The sequence below is a fragment of the Pseudomonas sp. TE4620 genome, from assembly GCF_056279045.1.
Genome location: NZ_JBWBQO010000001.1, coordinates 556,611 through 571,858 on the forward strand (window position 1 = coordinate 556,611; position 15,248 = coordinate 571,858).

Annotated in this window: 13 protein-coding genes; 9 read left to right on the top strand and 4 right to left on the bottom strand. The window is 61.6% G+C overall.

What is annotated here, in order from left to right; genetic code table 11:
- Window positions 1–169 precede the first annotated feature (169 nt).
- On the top strand, window positions 170–1,816 hold the full coding sequence (locus ACZ9A3_RS02615; protein ID WP_093386683.1) for a Na+/H+ antiporter: 1,647 nt from the start codon (window positions 170–172) through the stop codon (window positions 1,814–1,816).
- On the opposite strand, the gene ACZ9A3_RS02620 is transcribed toward ACZ9A3_RS02615, so the two are convergent.
- The 4 genes from ACZ9A3_RS02620 to map form a co-directional block, all read right to left on the bottom strand.
- Window positions 1,809–2,561, bottom strand: a complete 753-nt coding sequence (locus tag ACZ9A3_RS02620) for a M12 family metallopeptidase (RefSeq protein ID WP_476252108.1) — start codon at window positions 2,559–2,561, stop codon at window positions 1,809–1,811. The two genes, ACZ9A3_RS02615 and ACZ9A3_RS02620, sit on opposite strands and share 8 nt — an antisense overlap.
- A 126-nt stretch (window positions 2,562–2,687) precedes the next feature.
- Window positions 2,688–3,881 carry a succinyldiaminopimelate transaminase gene (dapC, locus tag ACZ9A3_RS02625; protein WP_045193632.1) on the bottom strand — a complete coding sequence of 398 codons (1,194 nt, stop codon included), beginning with the start codon at window positions 3,879–3,881 and terminating at the stop codon, window positions 2,688–2,690.
- A 23-nt stretch (window positions 3,882–3,904) separates the two neighbouring features.
- Entirely contained in the window at window positions 3,905–6,604 is a 2,700-nt protein-coding gene (locus ACZ9A3_RS02630) for a [protein-PII] uridylyltransferase (protein ID WP_045193631.1), read from the bottom strand.
- Between the two features lie 21 nt (window positions 6,605–6,625).
- Entirely contained in the window at window positions 6,626–7,408 is a 783-nt protein-coding gene (map, locus tag ACZ9A3_RS02635) for a type I methionyl aminopeptidase (protein WP_093386675.1), read from the bottom strand.
- Window positions 7,409–7,752: 344 nt separating this feature from the next.
- Between map and rpsB the strand changes: the two genes are divergently transcribed.
- The 8 genes from rpsB (at window position 7,753) to rseP (ending at window position 15,215) form a co-directional block, all read left to right on the top strand.
- Entirely contained in the window at window positions 7,753–8,493 is a 741-nt protein-coding gene (rpsB, locus tag ACZ9A3_RS02640; protein WP_045193628.1) for a 30S ribosomal protein S2, read from the top strand.
- A 192-nt stretch (window positions 8,494–8,685) separates the two neighbouring features.
- Entirely contained in the window at window positions 8,686–9,549 is an 864-nt protein-coding gene (gene tsf / locus ACZ9A3_RS02645) for a translation elongation factor Ts (RefSeq protein ID WP_045193627.1), read from the top strand.
- A gap of 182 nt (window positions 9,550–9,731) precedes the next feature.
- Window positions 9,732–10,475, top strand: a complete 744-nt coding sequence (gene pyrH / locus ACZ9A3_RS02650; protein WP_010224848.1) for a UMP kinase — start codon at window positions 9,732–9,734, stop codon at window positions 10,473–10,475.
- The gene (frr, locus tag ACZ9A3_RS02655; RefSeq protein ID WP_045193626.1) at window positions 10,472–11,029 is read left to right on the top strand and encodes a ribosome recycling factor; all 558 of its coding nucleotides are present in this window, start codon (window positions 10,472–10,474) and stop codon (window positions 11,027–11,029) included. Before pyrH ends, frr begins: the two co-directional genes overlap by 4 nt.
- Window positions 11,030–11,047: 18 nt before the next feature.
- Window positions 11,048–11,803 (top strand): polyprenyl diphosphate synthase, encoded by a 756-nt coding sequence (uppS, locus tag ACZ9A3_RS02660; RefSeq protein ID WP_010224846.1) that lies wholly within the window; start codon window positions 11,048–11,050, stop codon window positions 11,801–11,803.
- Window positions 11,803–12,618 (top strand): phosphatidate cytidylyltransferase, encoded by an 816-nt coding sequence (locus ACZ9A3_RS02665; RefSeq protein WP_045193625.1) that lies wholly within the window; start codon window positions 11,803–11,805, stop codon window positions 12,616–12,618. Before uppS ends, ACZ9A3_RS02665 begins: the two co-directional genes overlap by 1 nt.
- Entirely contained in the window at window positions 12,615–13,805 is a 1,191-nt protein-coding gene (gene ispC, locus ACZ9A3_RS02670) for a 1-deoxy-D-xylulose-5-phosphate reductoisomerase (protein ID WP_476252109.1), read from the top strand. The genes ACZ9A3_RS02665 and ispC overlap by 4 nt, the downstream gene beginning before the upstream one ends.
- A 57-nt stretch (window positions 13,806–13,862) precedes the next feature.
- Entirely contained in the window at window positions 13,863–15,215 is a 1,353-nt protein-coding gene (rseP, locus tag ACZ9A3_RS02675; protein ID WP_045193622.1) for an RIP metalloprotease RseP, read from the top strand.
- The last annotated feature ends 33 nt before the right edge of the window (window positions 15,216–15,248 follow it).

Here is a 15,248-nt window from a genome sequence, read left to right on the forward strand (position 1 = left end):
CGTTGCCATGGCTCTTTGTAGCATTGTGTTACAGGTTCTGGGCAGTTCTGCGACTTTTGTGCAGCGGTGCGCCGGCAGCCTAAGCGGCTAATATGTCGTTTCAATGGCAAAACCGTGCCCAGGCCCGCATAAGTTATTGAATGCGTTTGAATTGAACAGGACTCGCCGAATGCAATCAGCCTACACCGTTCTCATCCTGCTGATGCTGGTGAGTGTTTCCAAACTGGTCGGGCGGGTTATCCCGCTGCCGTTGCCACTGGTGCAGATCGGCGCTGGCGCCTTGCTGGCGTGGCCTACCCTGGGCCTGCACGTGGCCCTGGACCCAGAATTGTTTCTGTTCTTGTTTTTGCCGCCGCTGCTGTTTTCCGATGGCTGGCGGATGCCCAAGCGCGATCTGTGGAAGTTGCGCGGGCCGATCCTGACCCTGGCCGTTGGCCTGGTGCTGTTTACCGTGGTGGGTGCCGGTTATTTCATTCACTGGATTTTGCCGAGCATTCCCTTGCCGGTGGCCTTCGCCCTGGCTGCGGTTCTGTCGCCCACCGACGCCGTGGCGGTGTCGGCCATTTCCCAGGACCGGCTGCCGACGCCGTTGATGCACATGCTCCAGGGCGAGGCGCTGATGAACGACGCCTCGGGCCTGGTGACCTTCAAATTCGCCCTGGCCGCGGCAATCACCGGCGTGTTCTCGCTGGCCGAGGCCAGCCTGACCTTCGTGCTGGTGGCTGTCGGCGGCCTGGCCATCGGTGTCGCCCTGAGCTGGCTGGTCGGGCGCCTGCGTGCCTGGATGATCGCCCGTGGCTGGGATGACCCGGCCACCCACGTGGTGTTTATGTTGCTGCTGCCGTTTGCCGCCTACGTGCTGGCCGAGCGCCTGGGCGCCTCCGGCATTCTCTCGGCGGTAGCGGCTGGGATGATGCAAAGCTGGCTTGACCTGCTGCCCCGGCAGACCAGCACGCGCCTGCTCAACCGCAGCGTCTGGTCGCTGCTGGAGTTTGCCTTCAATGGTTTGATCTTCCTGTTGTTGGGCCTGCAGTTGCCCGACATCATCAAGGCGGTGACCAGCCACGAAGCCTCGCTGTGGCCGACCTTGCTGTGGCGCTGCCTGGATGTGGTGGCGATCTTCGCGGTACTGCTGGCCTTGCGCTTTATCTGGGTGCAGAGCATCTGGCGCCTGATCGGGGTGATCCGCCGCTGGCGTGGTAAAGAGGACCTGGTGCTGATGCCCAACGCGCGTTCCTGCTGGCTATTGACGGTCGGCGGTGTGCGCGGGGCGGTGACCCTGGCCGGTGTCATGTCGGTGCCGCTGCTGATCAGCGCCGGCAAGGACTTCCCGGAGCGCGACTTGCTGATTTTCATCGCCGCCGGGGTGATTCTGCTGTCGCTGGTGTCGGCCTGTATTGCCCTGCCTCTGTTGTTGCGCGGGGTGACCAAAAGCCCGGATGACGCCCTGCGTCAGGAAGCCCAGGAGGCCTGGCGCCGCACGGCCGAAGCGGCGATTCATGCCCTTGAGGCAGAGGACCTGAGTGAGGCCGGCAGCCCGCTGGACGCTTCGCAGGCGGCGCTGGCGGCCGAGCTCAAAGCGCGCTTGATGGCTGAATACCGGCATCAGCTTGATACCTTCAACGACAGCGCCGAAGCCCAGGCCCTGGCCGAACAGATGGATCAGCTGGAGCGGCGCTTGCGATTGCGGGCGCTGCGGGCCCAGCGCCTGGAGCTGTACAACCTGCACCGCCAGCACCAGATAGGTGATGATGTGGTGCGTCAGGTGCTGGGGGAGCTGGATATGAGTGAGGCGAATCTGGGGCAGGTCAGGTAGGTGTGTTGGCTAGGGGGTAGGCTCGGCGCATGAATGCCAGATCATATTCGCTCAACGTCTTGTTTGCCCCCACTTCCCAGTCACCCAGGGTCATCCACTGCAAAATTGGATAATGCATGATCGACTCGCGGTCGTAGGTTGTGAACAAGGTATTTGCTTCAGTTGGCTTCTCCAGAAACTGGCTGCGTACATCGGCCTCGCTCCATCCCCGCTGCTGGGTCATGACCTTCATGAGCTCGTCTTCATTCCAGGGAATGTCAGCTAACGGGTTTTGATGTTCGTGGGTGGCGCCAAAGACATGGCCGAACTCATGCAGGACGGTCGGCTCGAAATATTCGCTGTCCGGCAGGACGTTCAGGGTCATTGTTTCGTTTGTTTTGATCAGCAGTGCATCAGTTCCCAGGGCAGACTCATTGTGCAGGGCCTTGGGATCGAGCTTGATCCTGATATCGGCCTGCAGGTAGTTGTCGTGGTACAGGGCTATGCCGAGGTTGGCGCCTGACTGCGACACCCATTGGCTCCCTGTATTGAGAATTTTCAACTTCACTTCGGTGCTGGGTGAGCCCAGAAACGAAAATTTCAGGGTGCGCCCTGGCTGCCAGAGACGGGTGGAACCATAAATCGCGCGTTTTTTGCGCGACCCTGAATGGCTGGGAGCATTGGCAGGGTTTTCCGCGATGGCTGCTTCGTAGGAAAGCTGCGGGTCGACGTTGTGGCGGTAACGGCAAAAGATCAAATCGCTCATGAGGGAGTCCTTCTCGTTCGTGAGCGTGAAGTGTCTCCAGTCAGGCGCCGGATCTAGTGGTAGATAAAGCTTTAGTTTGGCTTTTTCAGGGCAGGCGGCACCGGCTGTTCCGATGCCGCCGATCCATCAGCGGGTGAGGAAGTCTCGAATCCGCCCGGCCGCCTCGACGCACTCGGCCAATGGCGCTACCAGCGCCATGCGCACGCGCCCGGCACCTGGGTTGACGCCATCCACTTCGCGCGACAGGTACGAACCCGGCACTACGGTCACGTGCTGGGCTTCGAACAGGTCACGGGTGAACGCTGCGTCGTCGCCTGGCACCTTGGCCCACAGGTAGAAGCCGCCGTCCGGGCGCTGCACATCCAGCACCGGGGCGAGGATTTCGAGCACTGCGTCGAACTTCTCGCGGTACAGGTCGCGGTTGGCCAGTACGTGTTGTTCGTCGTTCCAGGCGGCGATGCTCGCCAGTTGGGTTTGCACCGGCATGGCGCAGCCGTGGTAGGTGCGGTAGAGCAGGAACGGCTTGATGATCTCGGCATCACCTGCGACGAAGCCCGAACGCAGGCCCGGCAGGTTGGAGCGCTTGGACAGGCTGTGGAACACCACGCAACGCTTGAAGTCGCTGCGGCCAAGCTCGACGCAGGCGCTGAGCAGGCCTGGCGGCGGGCTTTGTTCGTCGAAGTACAGCTCGCTGTAGCACTCGTCGGCGGCAATCACGAAATCGTACTGGTCGGCCAGGGCGATCAGTTTTTTCAGGGTGTCCATCGGCACCAGGGCGCCGGTGGGGTTGCCCGGGGAGCAGAGGAAGAGGATCTGGCAGCGCTGCCAGGTCTCGGCCGACACCGCATCGAAGTCCGGGTTGAAGCCGTTGCTGTCCAGGCATGGCAGGTAGTGCGGGGTGGCGCCGGCCAGCAAGGCTGCGCCTTCGTAGATCTGGTAGAACGGGTTGGGGCTGATCACCAGGCCGTCATCGGCGCGATTGACCACCGCCTGGGTGAAGGCGAACAGCGCTTCCCGGGTGCCATTGACCGGCAATACGTGTTTGTCGGCATCCAGCCAGCCGGCCGGTACGCCAAAGCGCTGTTCGCACCAGCGCACGATGGCCTGGCGCAGGGCGGGCAGGCCAGCAGTGGTCGGGTACACGGCCATTTGCTTGAGGCTGTCGGCCAGGGCCTGGGCGACGAACGCCGGCGACTCATGCTTCGGTTCACCGATCGACAGGGCAATGGCGCGTTTGTCCGCCGCAGGCGTCACGCTGCCGAGCAGCGCACGGAGTTTCTCGAACGGGTAGGGCTGAAGCTGGTTCAAAGCGTTGTTCATCGGCGCAAGGTCTCGTCAAACGGTCAAATGGTCAGGCGGGTCAAAGGCACCCCGGTCGCCTGGTCGACGCGCAGTTGCTCGACGATCGCATCCTGCAGGCGGCTGCACAGTTGCGGGTCGGACAGGGGCTGGTTGTCGGCGTCGGTAATGAAGAACACGTCTTCGACCCGTTCGCCGAGGGTGGCAATCTTGGCATTTTGCAGCGACAGGTCGAACTCCAGGAAGATCTTGCCGATCCGCGCCAGCAGGCCGGGGCGGTCGGGGGCGCTGAGTTCGAGGATGGTCACCGGGCGCTGGGCATCGTTGTGGATGGTCACCTGCGGGGCAAAGGTGAAGTGCTTGAGCTGGCGCGGTACCCGGCGCTGGATGATGGTCGGGTAGTCGTCGGGGTTACGCAGGGCGTCGGTCAGACCGTCGCGAATCTGTTTGACCCGTACGGGATTGTCGCCGATCGAGCCGCCATCGTTGTCGAGCACGATGTAGGTGTCGAGGGTGAACTGGCTGCTCGAGGTAATGATGCGGGCGTCATGGATGTTCAGGTTGAGTTGGTCCATGGCCGCCACGGTCACGGCGAAAAAGTCGTGCTGGTCGGGGGCATAGATGAAGATCTGGGTACCGCCCTCGAACTCGCGCTGGGTGGTTTCCTTGATCAGCACCAGTGGCCCGCCGTCTGCCGGCTGCTGGAGGATGGCATCGCTGTGCCAGGCGACGTCAGCGGCGGTATGGCGCAGGAAGTAGTCATCGCCCAGTTGCGACCACAGCTGCTCGACGTCGTCCGGGTCGGTGCCTTCGCGAATGAGGATGTCCAGCGCCGCGCTCTGGGTCTGGCGGATCTGCTCTTCGCGGTCCAGCGGGTTCTCCAGGCCGCGGCGCAGGGCGCGCTTGGTCTCGGTGTAGAGCTGGCGCAGCAGGCTGGCGCGCCAGGAGTTCCACAGGCTGGGGTTGGTGGCGTTGATGTCGGCCACGGTCAGCACGTAGAGGTAGTCCAGGCGGGTTTCATCGCCCACCAACAGGGCGAAATCGTAGATCACCTGCGGGTCGGAGAGGTCCTTGCGCTGGGCGGTGGTGGACATCACCAGGTGATGCTGTACCAGCCAGACGATCAGGCGGCTGTCCCAGCTTGGCAGCTGATGACGCGCGCAGAAGGCCTGGGCGTCTACCGCGCCGAGCTCGGAATGATCGCCCTGGCGGCCCTTGCCGATGTCGTGATAGAGCCCGGCGAGGTAAATCAGCTCCGGCTTGGGCAGGCGGCCCATGAGCTTGCTGGCCAGCGGGAATTTCTCCGAAACCGGGGTGTACTGCAGTTTGCGCAGGTGCTTGATCAGGTTCAGGGTGTGCGCATCGACCGTGTAGATGTGGAACAGGTCGTGCTGCATCTGCCCGACGATCAGACCGAACTCCGGCAAGTAACGCCCGAGAATGCCGTAGCGGTTCATCCGCCGCAGGTTGCGGTGGATGCCGATCTCGCACTTGAACAGCTCGATGAACAGGCTGGTATTGCGGATATCGTTACGAAACTCGTCGTCGATCAGGTGTCGGTGTTCGCGCAGCAGGCGGATGGTGTCGGCGCGCACGCCCTTGATTTCCGGGTGCTGGGCCATCAGCACGAAGATTTCCAGCATGGCGAACGGCGTGCGTTTGAACACGTTGGTGCGCACGGCCTCGATATAGCCGTCATGCAGCTGGAAGCGGGCATTGAGTGGCTGGGCGTTGCCACTGTCGTCGTCGAGGATGACCTCTTCGAAATGCTGGATGATCAGGTCGCTGAGCTCGGCGATGCTCATCACCACCCGGTAATACTGCTGCATGAACTGCTCGATGGCACGCTTGGGGTTCTCGTCGCCAAACCCCAGCAGCGCGGCGATGCTGCGCTGGTGGTCGAACAGCAGGCGGTCTTCAGCGCGCCCGGCCAGCATGTGCAGGGCGTAACGCACTTTCCAGAGAAACTCCTGGGACGAGGCCAGCAGGTTGTTCTCGCTTTCCAGCAGGAAACCTTCGCCGGCCAGGGCGTGCAGGTTTAGGGTGCCGTACTGGCGGCGGGCGATCCACAGCACCGTCTGGATGTCGCGCAGCCCGCCCGGCGAGCCCTTGACGTTGGGCTCGAGGTTGTACTCGGTGTCGTTGTACTTGTGGTGCCGGGCCTTTTGCTCGGCCCGCTTGGCCAGGAAGAATTCCTTGCTTGGCCACATGTGCGCGGTGCTGGTCACTTCGAGCATGCGCTGGCGCAGGTGCTCCGGGCCAGCAATGGTGCGGCTTTCCATGAGGTTGGTGACAACCGTCAGGTCGGCACGGGCCTGTTCTGCGCATTCATCGACCGAGCGCACGCTCTGGCCCACTTCCAGGCCGATGTCCCACAGCAGGGTCAGAAAGCGTTCGATCGAGTCGCGAAAGACTTCATGATCGGCGCTGTCGAGCAGAATCAACAGGTCGATGTCGGAATAGGGGTGCAGCTCGCCGCGCCCATAACCGCCGGTGGCGATCAGGGCAATATCGGCATCTTCGCTCCAGGTAAACTGGTTCCACGCCTGTTGCAGGATATTGTCGACGAACCAGGCGCGGTCTTCGATCAGCCGGCGGATCTCGCGACCGCTGCGAAAACGGTTGTCGAGCACCTCGCCGGCCTGGCGGATGGCTTTCTTGAAGGCAGCGATGGGGCTTGCCTTGAGGGCCAGTTCCGCCTGGAACTGGCCGCGATCGAACAGCTCGGGATCCACCTGGGGCATCGAGAGGCTTTCCTGTAAGAATCAGGCCGATGTGCGAGGAATGGTGTCGTCTTTGCGCAGGGTGAAGATCTCGTAACCGGTCGCGGTCACCACCAGGGTGTGTTCCCATTGGGCCGAGAGCTTGCGGTCCTTGGTGATGGCGGTCCAGCCGTCGCCCAGCACCTTGGTGTCGGCCTTGCCCTGGTTGATCATCGGCTCGATGGTGAAAGTCATGCCTTCTTTCAGTTCCATGCCGGTGCCGGCGCGGCCGTAGTGAAGGATCTGCGGCTCTTCGTGGAACACCTTGCCGATGCCGTGGCCGCAGAATTCGCGGACCACCGAGAAACCGTTCTTTTCAGCGTGCTTCTGGATTACTTCGCCGATGTCGCCCAGGCGGCAGCCCGGCTTGACCAGCTCGATGGCCTTGTACATGCATTCCTGGGTGATCTGCGACAGGCGTTCGGCCCAGACGGGCACGTTGCCGACGTGGAACATGCGGCTGGTGTCGCCGTGGTAGCCGTCCTTGATCACCGTGACGTCGATGTTCAGGGTGTCGCCATCCTTGAGCGGCTTGTCACCGGGGATGCCGTGGCAGACCACGTGGTTGACCGAGGTGCAGATCGACTTGGGGAAGCCTTTGTAGTTGAGCGGCGCCGGGATAGCCTGCTGGACGTTGACGATGTAGTCGTGGCACAGGCGGTCGAGCTCCTCGGTGGTGACACCGGGCTTGACGTGCTCTTCGATCATCTCCAGGACTTCGGCGGCCAGGCGGCCGGCGATGCGCATCTTTTCGATGTCTTCGGCGGTTTTGATGGTAACGGTCATTACAGGCTCTCTACGGCGCAGCAAGGCGCGAATAATCTGGGGAAAGGCCGGATTCTAACAGAGCGAAGCCCGATTCAGGCGGCTATGGCGCTGATACAGCCTTTATATAGGGGCCATTCTGGCGCTAATGGGCGGTGTGTGCAAAAGCCGGTGACGTTCTATGGTAATTCGGGTTTCGCTCGGCGAGCTTGTGTGGTATAAAATGCGCCGCTTTCCGGGGATAGCTCCGGAAGCACTAAACCCACACACGTGTCGACACGATGACCTGGGTGCCTTTGATCTGCGGATCACGGGTTGGTCATTGGGATACGTGGAGGCCCAACCCGACTTATCAAGGAACTATCATGTCCCAAGTCAACATGCGCGATATGCTGAAGGCCGGTGTGCACTTCGGTCACCAAACCCGTTACTGGAACCCGAAAATGGGCAAGTACATTTTCGGCGCGCGCAACAAGATCCACATCATCAACCTTGAAAAAACCCTGCCAATGTTCAACGACGCACTGACTTTCGTCGAGCGTCTGGCCCAGGGCAAAAACAAGATTCTGTTCGTCGGCACCAAGCGTTCCGCTGGCAAGATCGTTGCTGAAGAAGCAGCACGTTGCGGTTCGCCGTACGTCGATCACCGCTGGTTGGGCGGCATGCTGACCAACTACAAGACCATCCGCGCTTCGATCAAGCGTCTGCGCGACCTGGAAACCCAGGCCGAAGACGGCACTTTCGCCAAGCTGACCAAGAAAGAAGCCCTGATGCGCTCCCGTGATCTGGAAAAACTGGATCGCAGCCTGGGCGGTATCAAGGACATGGGCGGCCTGCCTGATGCCCTGTTCGTGATCGACGTTGACCACGAGCGCATCGCTATCACCGAAGCCAACAAGCTGGGCATCCCGGTCATCGGCGTTGTCGATACCAACTCCAGCCCAGAAGGCGTTGACTACATCATCCCAGGTAACGATGACGCCATCCGCGCTATCCAGCTGTACATGGGTTCGATGGCTGACGCCGTGATCCGTGGCCGCAACAACGTTGCTGGCGGTACCGAAGTGTACGCCGAAGAAGCAGCAGCACCGGCTGCCGAAGCCTGAGTAACTGACGCTTAGCGTCTACTCGGCACGCGAAAAGGGGGCTTTGCCCCCTTTTTGCCACCTTGAAATCCTCCTGTCAGCATCGCCGTTGCAACCTTGTTACTGCATGAGTGCTGGCAAGTGGATTTACAGAATTGAACGCCCGTCAGTATCGGGTGGAATGGTTGAAAACCTATCCAAGAGGATTTTGAAATGGCAGAGATTACTGCAGCGCTGGTCAAAGAACTGCGCGAGCGTACCGGCGAAGGCATGATGGACTGCAAGAAGGCCTTGACCAAGGCCGGCGGCGACATCGAAAAAGCCATCGACGACATGCGTGCTTCGGGCGCCATCAAGGCCGCCAAAAAGGCTGGCAACGTTGCTGCTGAAGGCGCTATCGCCATCAAGGCCGACGACAAGTCCGCCGTCCTGCTGGAAGTGAACTCGCAGACCGACTTCCTGGCCCTGCAAGACGACTTCAAAAACTTCGTCGCTGAAAGCGTTGAACAGGCTTTCGCTGAAAAACTGACCGACGCCGCTCCGCTGATCGCTTCGCGTGAAGCTGCTCGTGAAGCGCTGGTTGCCAAGGTTGGTGAGAACGTCAACATCCGTCGCCTGGTGCGCGTTGAAGGTGACGTTGTCGGTACCTACCTGCACGGTAACAAGATCGGTGTTGCTGTTGTCCTGAAGGGCGGCGACGTCCAGCTGGCCAAAGAAATCGCCATGCACGTGGCTGCCAGCAACCCAGAGTTCCTCAACCCTTCGGAAGTCTCCGCTGAAGCAATCGAGCGCGAGAAGGCTGTATTCATGCAGCTGAACGAAGAGAAGATGAAGGGCAAGCCTGAGAACATCGTCGCCAACATGATCGACGGTCGCATCAAGAAGTTCCTGGCCGAAGCTTCGCTGGTCGAGCAAGCCTTCGTCATGAACCCGGAAGTCAAGGTCGGCGAGCTGGCCAAGAAAGCCGGTGCTGAAATCGTTTCGTTCACCTACTTCAAAGTAGGCGAAGGCATCGAGAAGCCGGTCGACAACTTCGCTGAAGAAGTTGCTGCCCAGCTGGCTGCTGCCAAGCAATAAGACAGATTCACCTCTGTCGCCCCGAAGAGGCTGCCCGCTCACGCGCGCAGCCTCTTTGTCAAAGCGGGAGCGGTTTACGAGACCGCCTTTCGCTGGCGCAGTAGCTGCGCCACGCTAGAGTTACGCGCAGGCTGAAAACAGCCCGCCAGATTTTTTTACAAACGCCGCAGGAGAGATTCGCAATGGCTCAGCAGGGCAGTGGTTATCAAGCTCGCTATAAACGCATTCTACTCAAGCTTAGCGGCGAGGCCCTGATGGGCTCGGAAGAGTTCGGGATCGACCCCAAGGTCCTGGATCGCATGGCGCTGGAAGTCGGCCAGTTGGTCGGCATCGGTGTTCAGGTAGGTTTGGTGATCGGTGGTGGCAACCTGTTCCGTGGTGCGGCGCTCAGTGCAGCCGGCATGGACCGCGTCACTGGCGACCACATGGGCATGCTGGCGACCGTGATGAATGGCCTGGCCATGCGCGATGCGCTTGAGCGCGCCAACATTACCGCGATTGTCATGTCGGCCATCTCCATGGTTGGCGTTACCGATCACTATGATCGTCGCAAAGCCATGCGCCACTTGAACTCCAAAGAAGTGGTCATCTTCGCTGCCGGTACCGGCAACCCGTTCTTCACCACCGACTCCGCCGCTTGCCTGCGCGCCATCGAAATCGATGCCGACGTGGTATTGAAGGCAACCAAGGTCGATGGTGTATACACTGCAGATCCATTCAAAGACCCGCATGCCGAGAAGTTCGATCATCTGACCTACGATGAAGTGCTGGATCGCAAGCTGGGCGTGATGGACCTGACGGCAATCTGCCTTTGCCGCGATCACAAGATGCCGCTGCGCGTCTTCAACATGAACAAGCCCGGCGCCCTGCTGAACATCGTGCATGGCGGCGCTGAAGGAACTCTGATCGAGGAAGTTCAAAAATGATCAACGAAATCAAGAAAGACGCTCAAGCGCGTATGCAGAAATCCCTGGAGTCTCTGGCTTATGCGTTCGGCCAGATTCGCACCGGCAAGGCACACCCAAGCATCCTGGCAAGCGTGATGGTGCCTTACTACGGTACCGACACCCCGATCAGCGGCGTCGCCAACGTCACCGTTAAAGATTCGCGCACCCTGCAGGTCGTGGCTTTCGAGCGCAACATGCTCGCTGCTGTTGACAAGGCCATCCAGAGCGCCGGTTTGAACCTCAACCCGACCAACCTGGGTGAGTTGCTGCTGATCACCATGCCAGCCCTGACTGAAGAAACCCGCAAGGGCTTCACCAAGCAGGCGCGCAGTGCGGCCGAAGACGCTCGCGTGGCTGTGCGCAACATTCGCCGCGATGCTCTGGGTGAACTGAAGAAGCTGGTCAAAGACAAGGAAATCAGCGAAGACGAAGAACGTCGCGCCATCGCTGATATCGACAAGCTGACGAAAGATACCGAGGCCCAGATCACCAAGGCCACCGAAGAGAAAGAAAAGGACCTGATGGCCGTTTAAGGGTCGGGACTTTTTTTAATGGAAAAGACCAAGCAAGGTGTGTCCCCATCGGTGCCGCGCCATGTCGCGATCATCATGGATGGGAATAATCGCTGGGCGAAGAAGCGCCTGTTGCCCGGTGTCGCCGGGCACAAGGCCGGTGTCGATGCGGTGCGCGCGGTCATCGAGGTGTGCGCCGAGGCCAAGGTCGAGGTGCTGACCCTGTTCGCCTTTTCCAGCGAGAACTGGCAGCGCCCGGCCGAAGAGGTCGGAGCGTTGATGGAGTTGTTCTTCTCGGCCTTGCGCCGGGAAGCCAAGCGCCTCAACGACAACAATATCAGCCTGCGCATCATCGGTGACCGCTCGCGCTTTCACCCTGAGCTGCAGGCTGCCATGCGTGAGGCCGAAGCGGCGACCGCCGGCGCCAATCGATTCATCCTGCAGATCGCCGCCAACTACGGTGGTCAGTGGGATATCGCCCAGGCCGCCCAGCGTCTGGCGCGGGAAGTCCAGGCCGGTCACCTGCGCCCGGACGACATCACCCCCGAGCTGCTGCAGACCTGCCTGGCGACAGGCGACCTGCCGCTGCCCGACCTGTGCATCCGTACCGGTGGTGAGCACCGCATCAGCAATTTCTTGCTGTGGCAGCTGGCCTACGCCGAGTTGTACTTTTCCGACCTGTTCTGGCCGGACTTCAAACACGAGGCCATGCGTACTGCGCTGGCCGATTTCGCTTCGCGCCAGCGCCGCTTCGGGAAAACCAGCGAGCAGGTCGAAGCTGGAGCCCGTGCTTAATGCTTAAACAACGCATCATTACTGCGCTGATCCTGTTGCCGATCGCCCTGTGTGGCTTCTTCCTGCTGAACGGCGGCGACTTTGCCCTGTTCATCGGCGTGGTGGTGACCCTTGGCGCCTGGGAATGGGCGCGCCTGGCCGGCCTGGTCGGCCAGGCCCTGCGGGTGGCGTACGCGGCTGTAGTTGCAGGGCTGCTGATGCTGCTCTACCTGATGCCGGAACTGGCGCCCTGGGTATTGGGCGCGTCGGTGTTGTGGTGGGGCCTGGCGACCTGGCTGGTATTGACCTACCCGCGCAGCAGCGAGCTGTGGGCCAGCGTGGCCTGCCGCTTGCTGATCGGTTTGCTTATCCTGCTGCCGGCCTGGCAAGGCCTGGTGTTGCTCAAGCAATGGCCGCTGGGCAACTGGCTGATCATGGCGGTCATGGTGCTGGTCTGGGGGGCGGATATCGGTGCGTATTTCTCCGGTCGTGCCTTCGGCAAGCGCAAGCTGGCCCCGCAGGTCAGCCCGGGCAAGAGCTGGGAAGGCGTCTATGGCGGCCTGGCCCTGAGCCTGGTGATTACCGCGGCGGTGGGTATCTACCGTGACTGGAGCATCGGCGAGCTGTTGCTGGGCTTGTTGGGCGCAGGCGTGGTGGTGCTGGTATCGGTGGTGGGTGACCTGACCGAAAGCATGTTCAAGCGCCGCTCCGGGATCAAGGACAGCAGCAACCTGCTGCCCGGTCACGGCGGCGTGCTGGACCGTATCGACAGCCTCACTGCGGCGATCCCGGTGTTTGCGGTGCTGCTCTGGGCAGCCAATTGGGGCGTGATGTGAGCGGCGTGCAGCGTATTACCGTACTGGGTGCGACCGGCTCCATTGGTCTTAGCACCCTCGATGTGATTGCCCGTCACCCGGATCGTTACCAGGTGTTTGCCCTGAGCGGCTATTCGCGCTTGCAGGAGTTGCTGGCACTGTGCCTGCGTCACACCCCGGTATTTGCCGTGGTGCCTTCGGCCGAGGCTGCACGGCAACTGCGTGAAGGTCTGGCAACTGCAGGTTCGAGCACCGAGGTGCTGGTCGGCGAGCAGGGCTTGTGCCAAGTGGCTGCGGCTGCCGAGGTCGATGCCGTGATGGCGGCGATTGTCGGCGCCGCCGGCCTGCGTCCGACCCTGGCGGCGGTCGAGGCGGGCAAGAAGGTGCTGCTGGCCAACAAGGAAGCGCTGGTGATGTCCGGCGCCTTGTTCATGCAGGCAGTGCGGCGCAGTGGCGCTGTACTGCTGCCGATCGACAGTGAGCACAACGCGATCTTCCAGTGCCTGCCGGGTGATTACTCCCGCGGCCTGGCCCAGGTAGGCGTACGCCGCATCCTGTTGACCGCCTCCGGCGGGCCGTTTCGTGAAACGCCGATGGCCGAGCTCATGGATGTCAGCCCCGAGCAGGCCTGTGCCCACCCGAACTGGTCGATGGGCCGCAAGATTTCCGTCGACTCGGCAAGCATGATGAACAAGGGCCTGGAGTTGATCGAGGCCTGCTGGCTGTTCGATGCCCGGCCCGGTCAGGTCGAGGTGGTGGTGCACCCGCAAAGTGTGATCCACTCGCTGGTCGATTATGTCGATGGGTCGGTGCTGGCCCAGCTGGGCAATCCGGACATGCGCACGCCGATCGCCAATGCCCTGGCCTGGCCGGAGCGGATCGATTCGGGGGTGGCACCACTGGACCTGTTCGCGGTTGCCCGCCTGGACTTCAAGGCCCCGGACGAGCAGCGTTTCCCGTGCTTGCGCCTGGCCCGCGAGGCGGCGGAGGCAGGCAACAGTGCGCCGGCGATGCTCAACGCGGCCAATGAAGTGGCGGTGGAGGCATTTCTCCAGCGGCGCATCCGCTTCCCCGAGATCGCGAGTATGATCGAACAAGTGCTCGATCAGGAGCCGGTGGTTGCGGTCGAGTCGCTCGATGCGGTGTTTGCCGCCGATCAGCGCGCGCGGCAACTGGCCGGACAATGGTTGGCTCATCACGGCCGCTGAGGTCTGGCGCAGTAATGCGTCAGGCCCGGTGCCGCTGAACGTCATTCGGAGAGAGACATGAGTGCGCTCTACATGATTATCGGCACCCTGGTGGCATTGGGTGTGCTGGTCACCTTTCACGAATTTGGTCACTTCTGGGTGGCCCGGCGTTGCGGCGTCAAGGTTTTGCGTTTCTCCGTGGGTTTTGGCATGCCGCTGTTGCGCTGGCACGACCGCCATGGCACCGAGTTCGTGGTCGCGGCGATCCCGCTGGGCGGCTACGTGAAAATGCTCGATGAGCGCGAAGGCGAAGTGCCACGCGACCAGGTCGAGCAGTCGTTCAACCGCAAGTCGGTGCGTCAGCGAATCGCAATTGTGGCGGCGGGCCCGGTGGCCAACTTTCTGTTGGCGATTTTCTTCTTCTGGATTCTGGCCATGGTCGGCACCCAGCAGGAGCGCCCGGTCATTGGTGCGGTCGAGGCCGGGAGTATTGCCGAGGTGGCAGGGCTCAAGGCAGGCCAGGAAATTGTTTCCATTGATGGCAAACCGACCAGTGGCTGGGCTGCGGTCAACCTGCAACTGATCCGTCGCCTGGGCGAGAGCGGCCAGTTGCACATCAGCGTGCGGGAAGAGGGTGCGAGCGTCGACAGCCCCCACGTGCTGACCCTGAACAACTGGCTCAAGGGCGCCGACGAGCCCGACCCGATCCGCTCCCTGGGCCTGCGCCTGTGGCGCCCGGCGTTGCCGCCGGTGCTGGCTGAACTCGACCCCAAGGGCCCGGCGCAGGCCGCCGGGCTTAAGACCGGCGACCGTCTGCTGGCCCTCGACGGCCAGGCGCTGAACGACTGGCAACAAGTGGTTGATACCGTGCGTGGCCGCGCTGGCAGCAAGATTGTCCTGCGTATCGAGCGTGACGGCGCGCCGCTTGAGCTGCCGGTAACCCTGGCCAGCCGTGGCGAAGGCCAATCGGCCACGGGGTACCTCGGGGCCGGGGTCAAGGCGGTGAAATGGCCGGATGCCATGCTTCGCGAGGTCAGCTATGGGCCGCTCGAGGCTGTGGGGGAGGGGCTTTCACGCACCTGGAACATGAGCGTACTGACCCTCGAATCGCTGAAGAAAATGCTGTTCGGCGAGCTCTCGGTAAAAAACTTGAGCGGACCGATAACCATTGCTAAAGTGGCGGGCGCTTCGGCCCAGTCCGGCGTTGGAGATTTCCTGAATTTCCTCGCCTACCTGAGCATTAGCCTGGGGGTTCTTAATTTGCTGCCCATTCCTGTACTGGATGGGGGGCATTTGCTGTTCTACCTGATCGAGTGGGCGCGTGGTCGTCCGCTCTCGGATCGGGTGCAAGGTTGGGGGATCCAGATCGGTATCAGTTTGGTAGTCGGGGTGATGTTGCTTGCCCTGATCAACGATTTGGGTCGACTGTAAAGCTTCGCTCAATTGCGAACCTGCCGCGTCCCG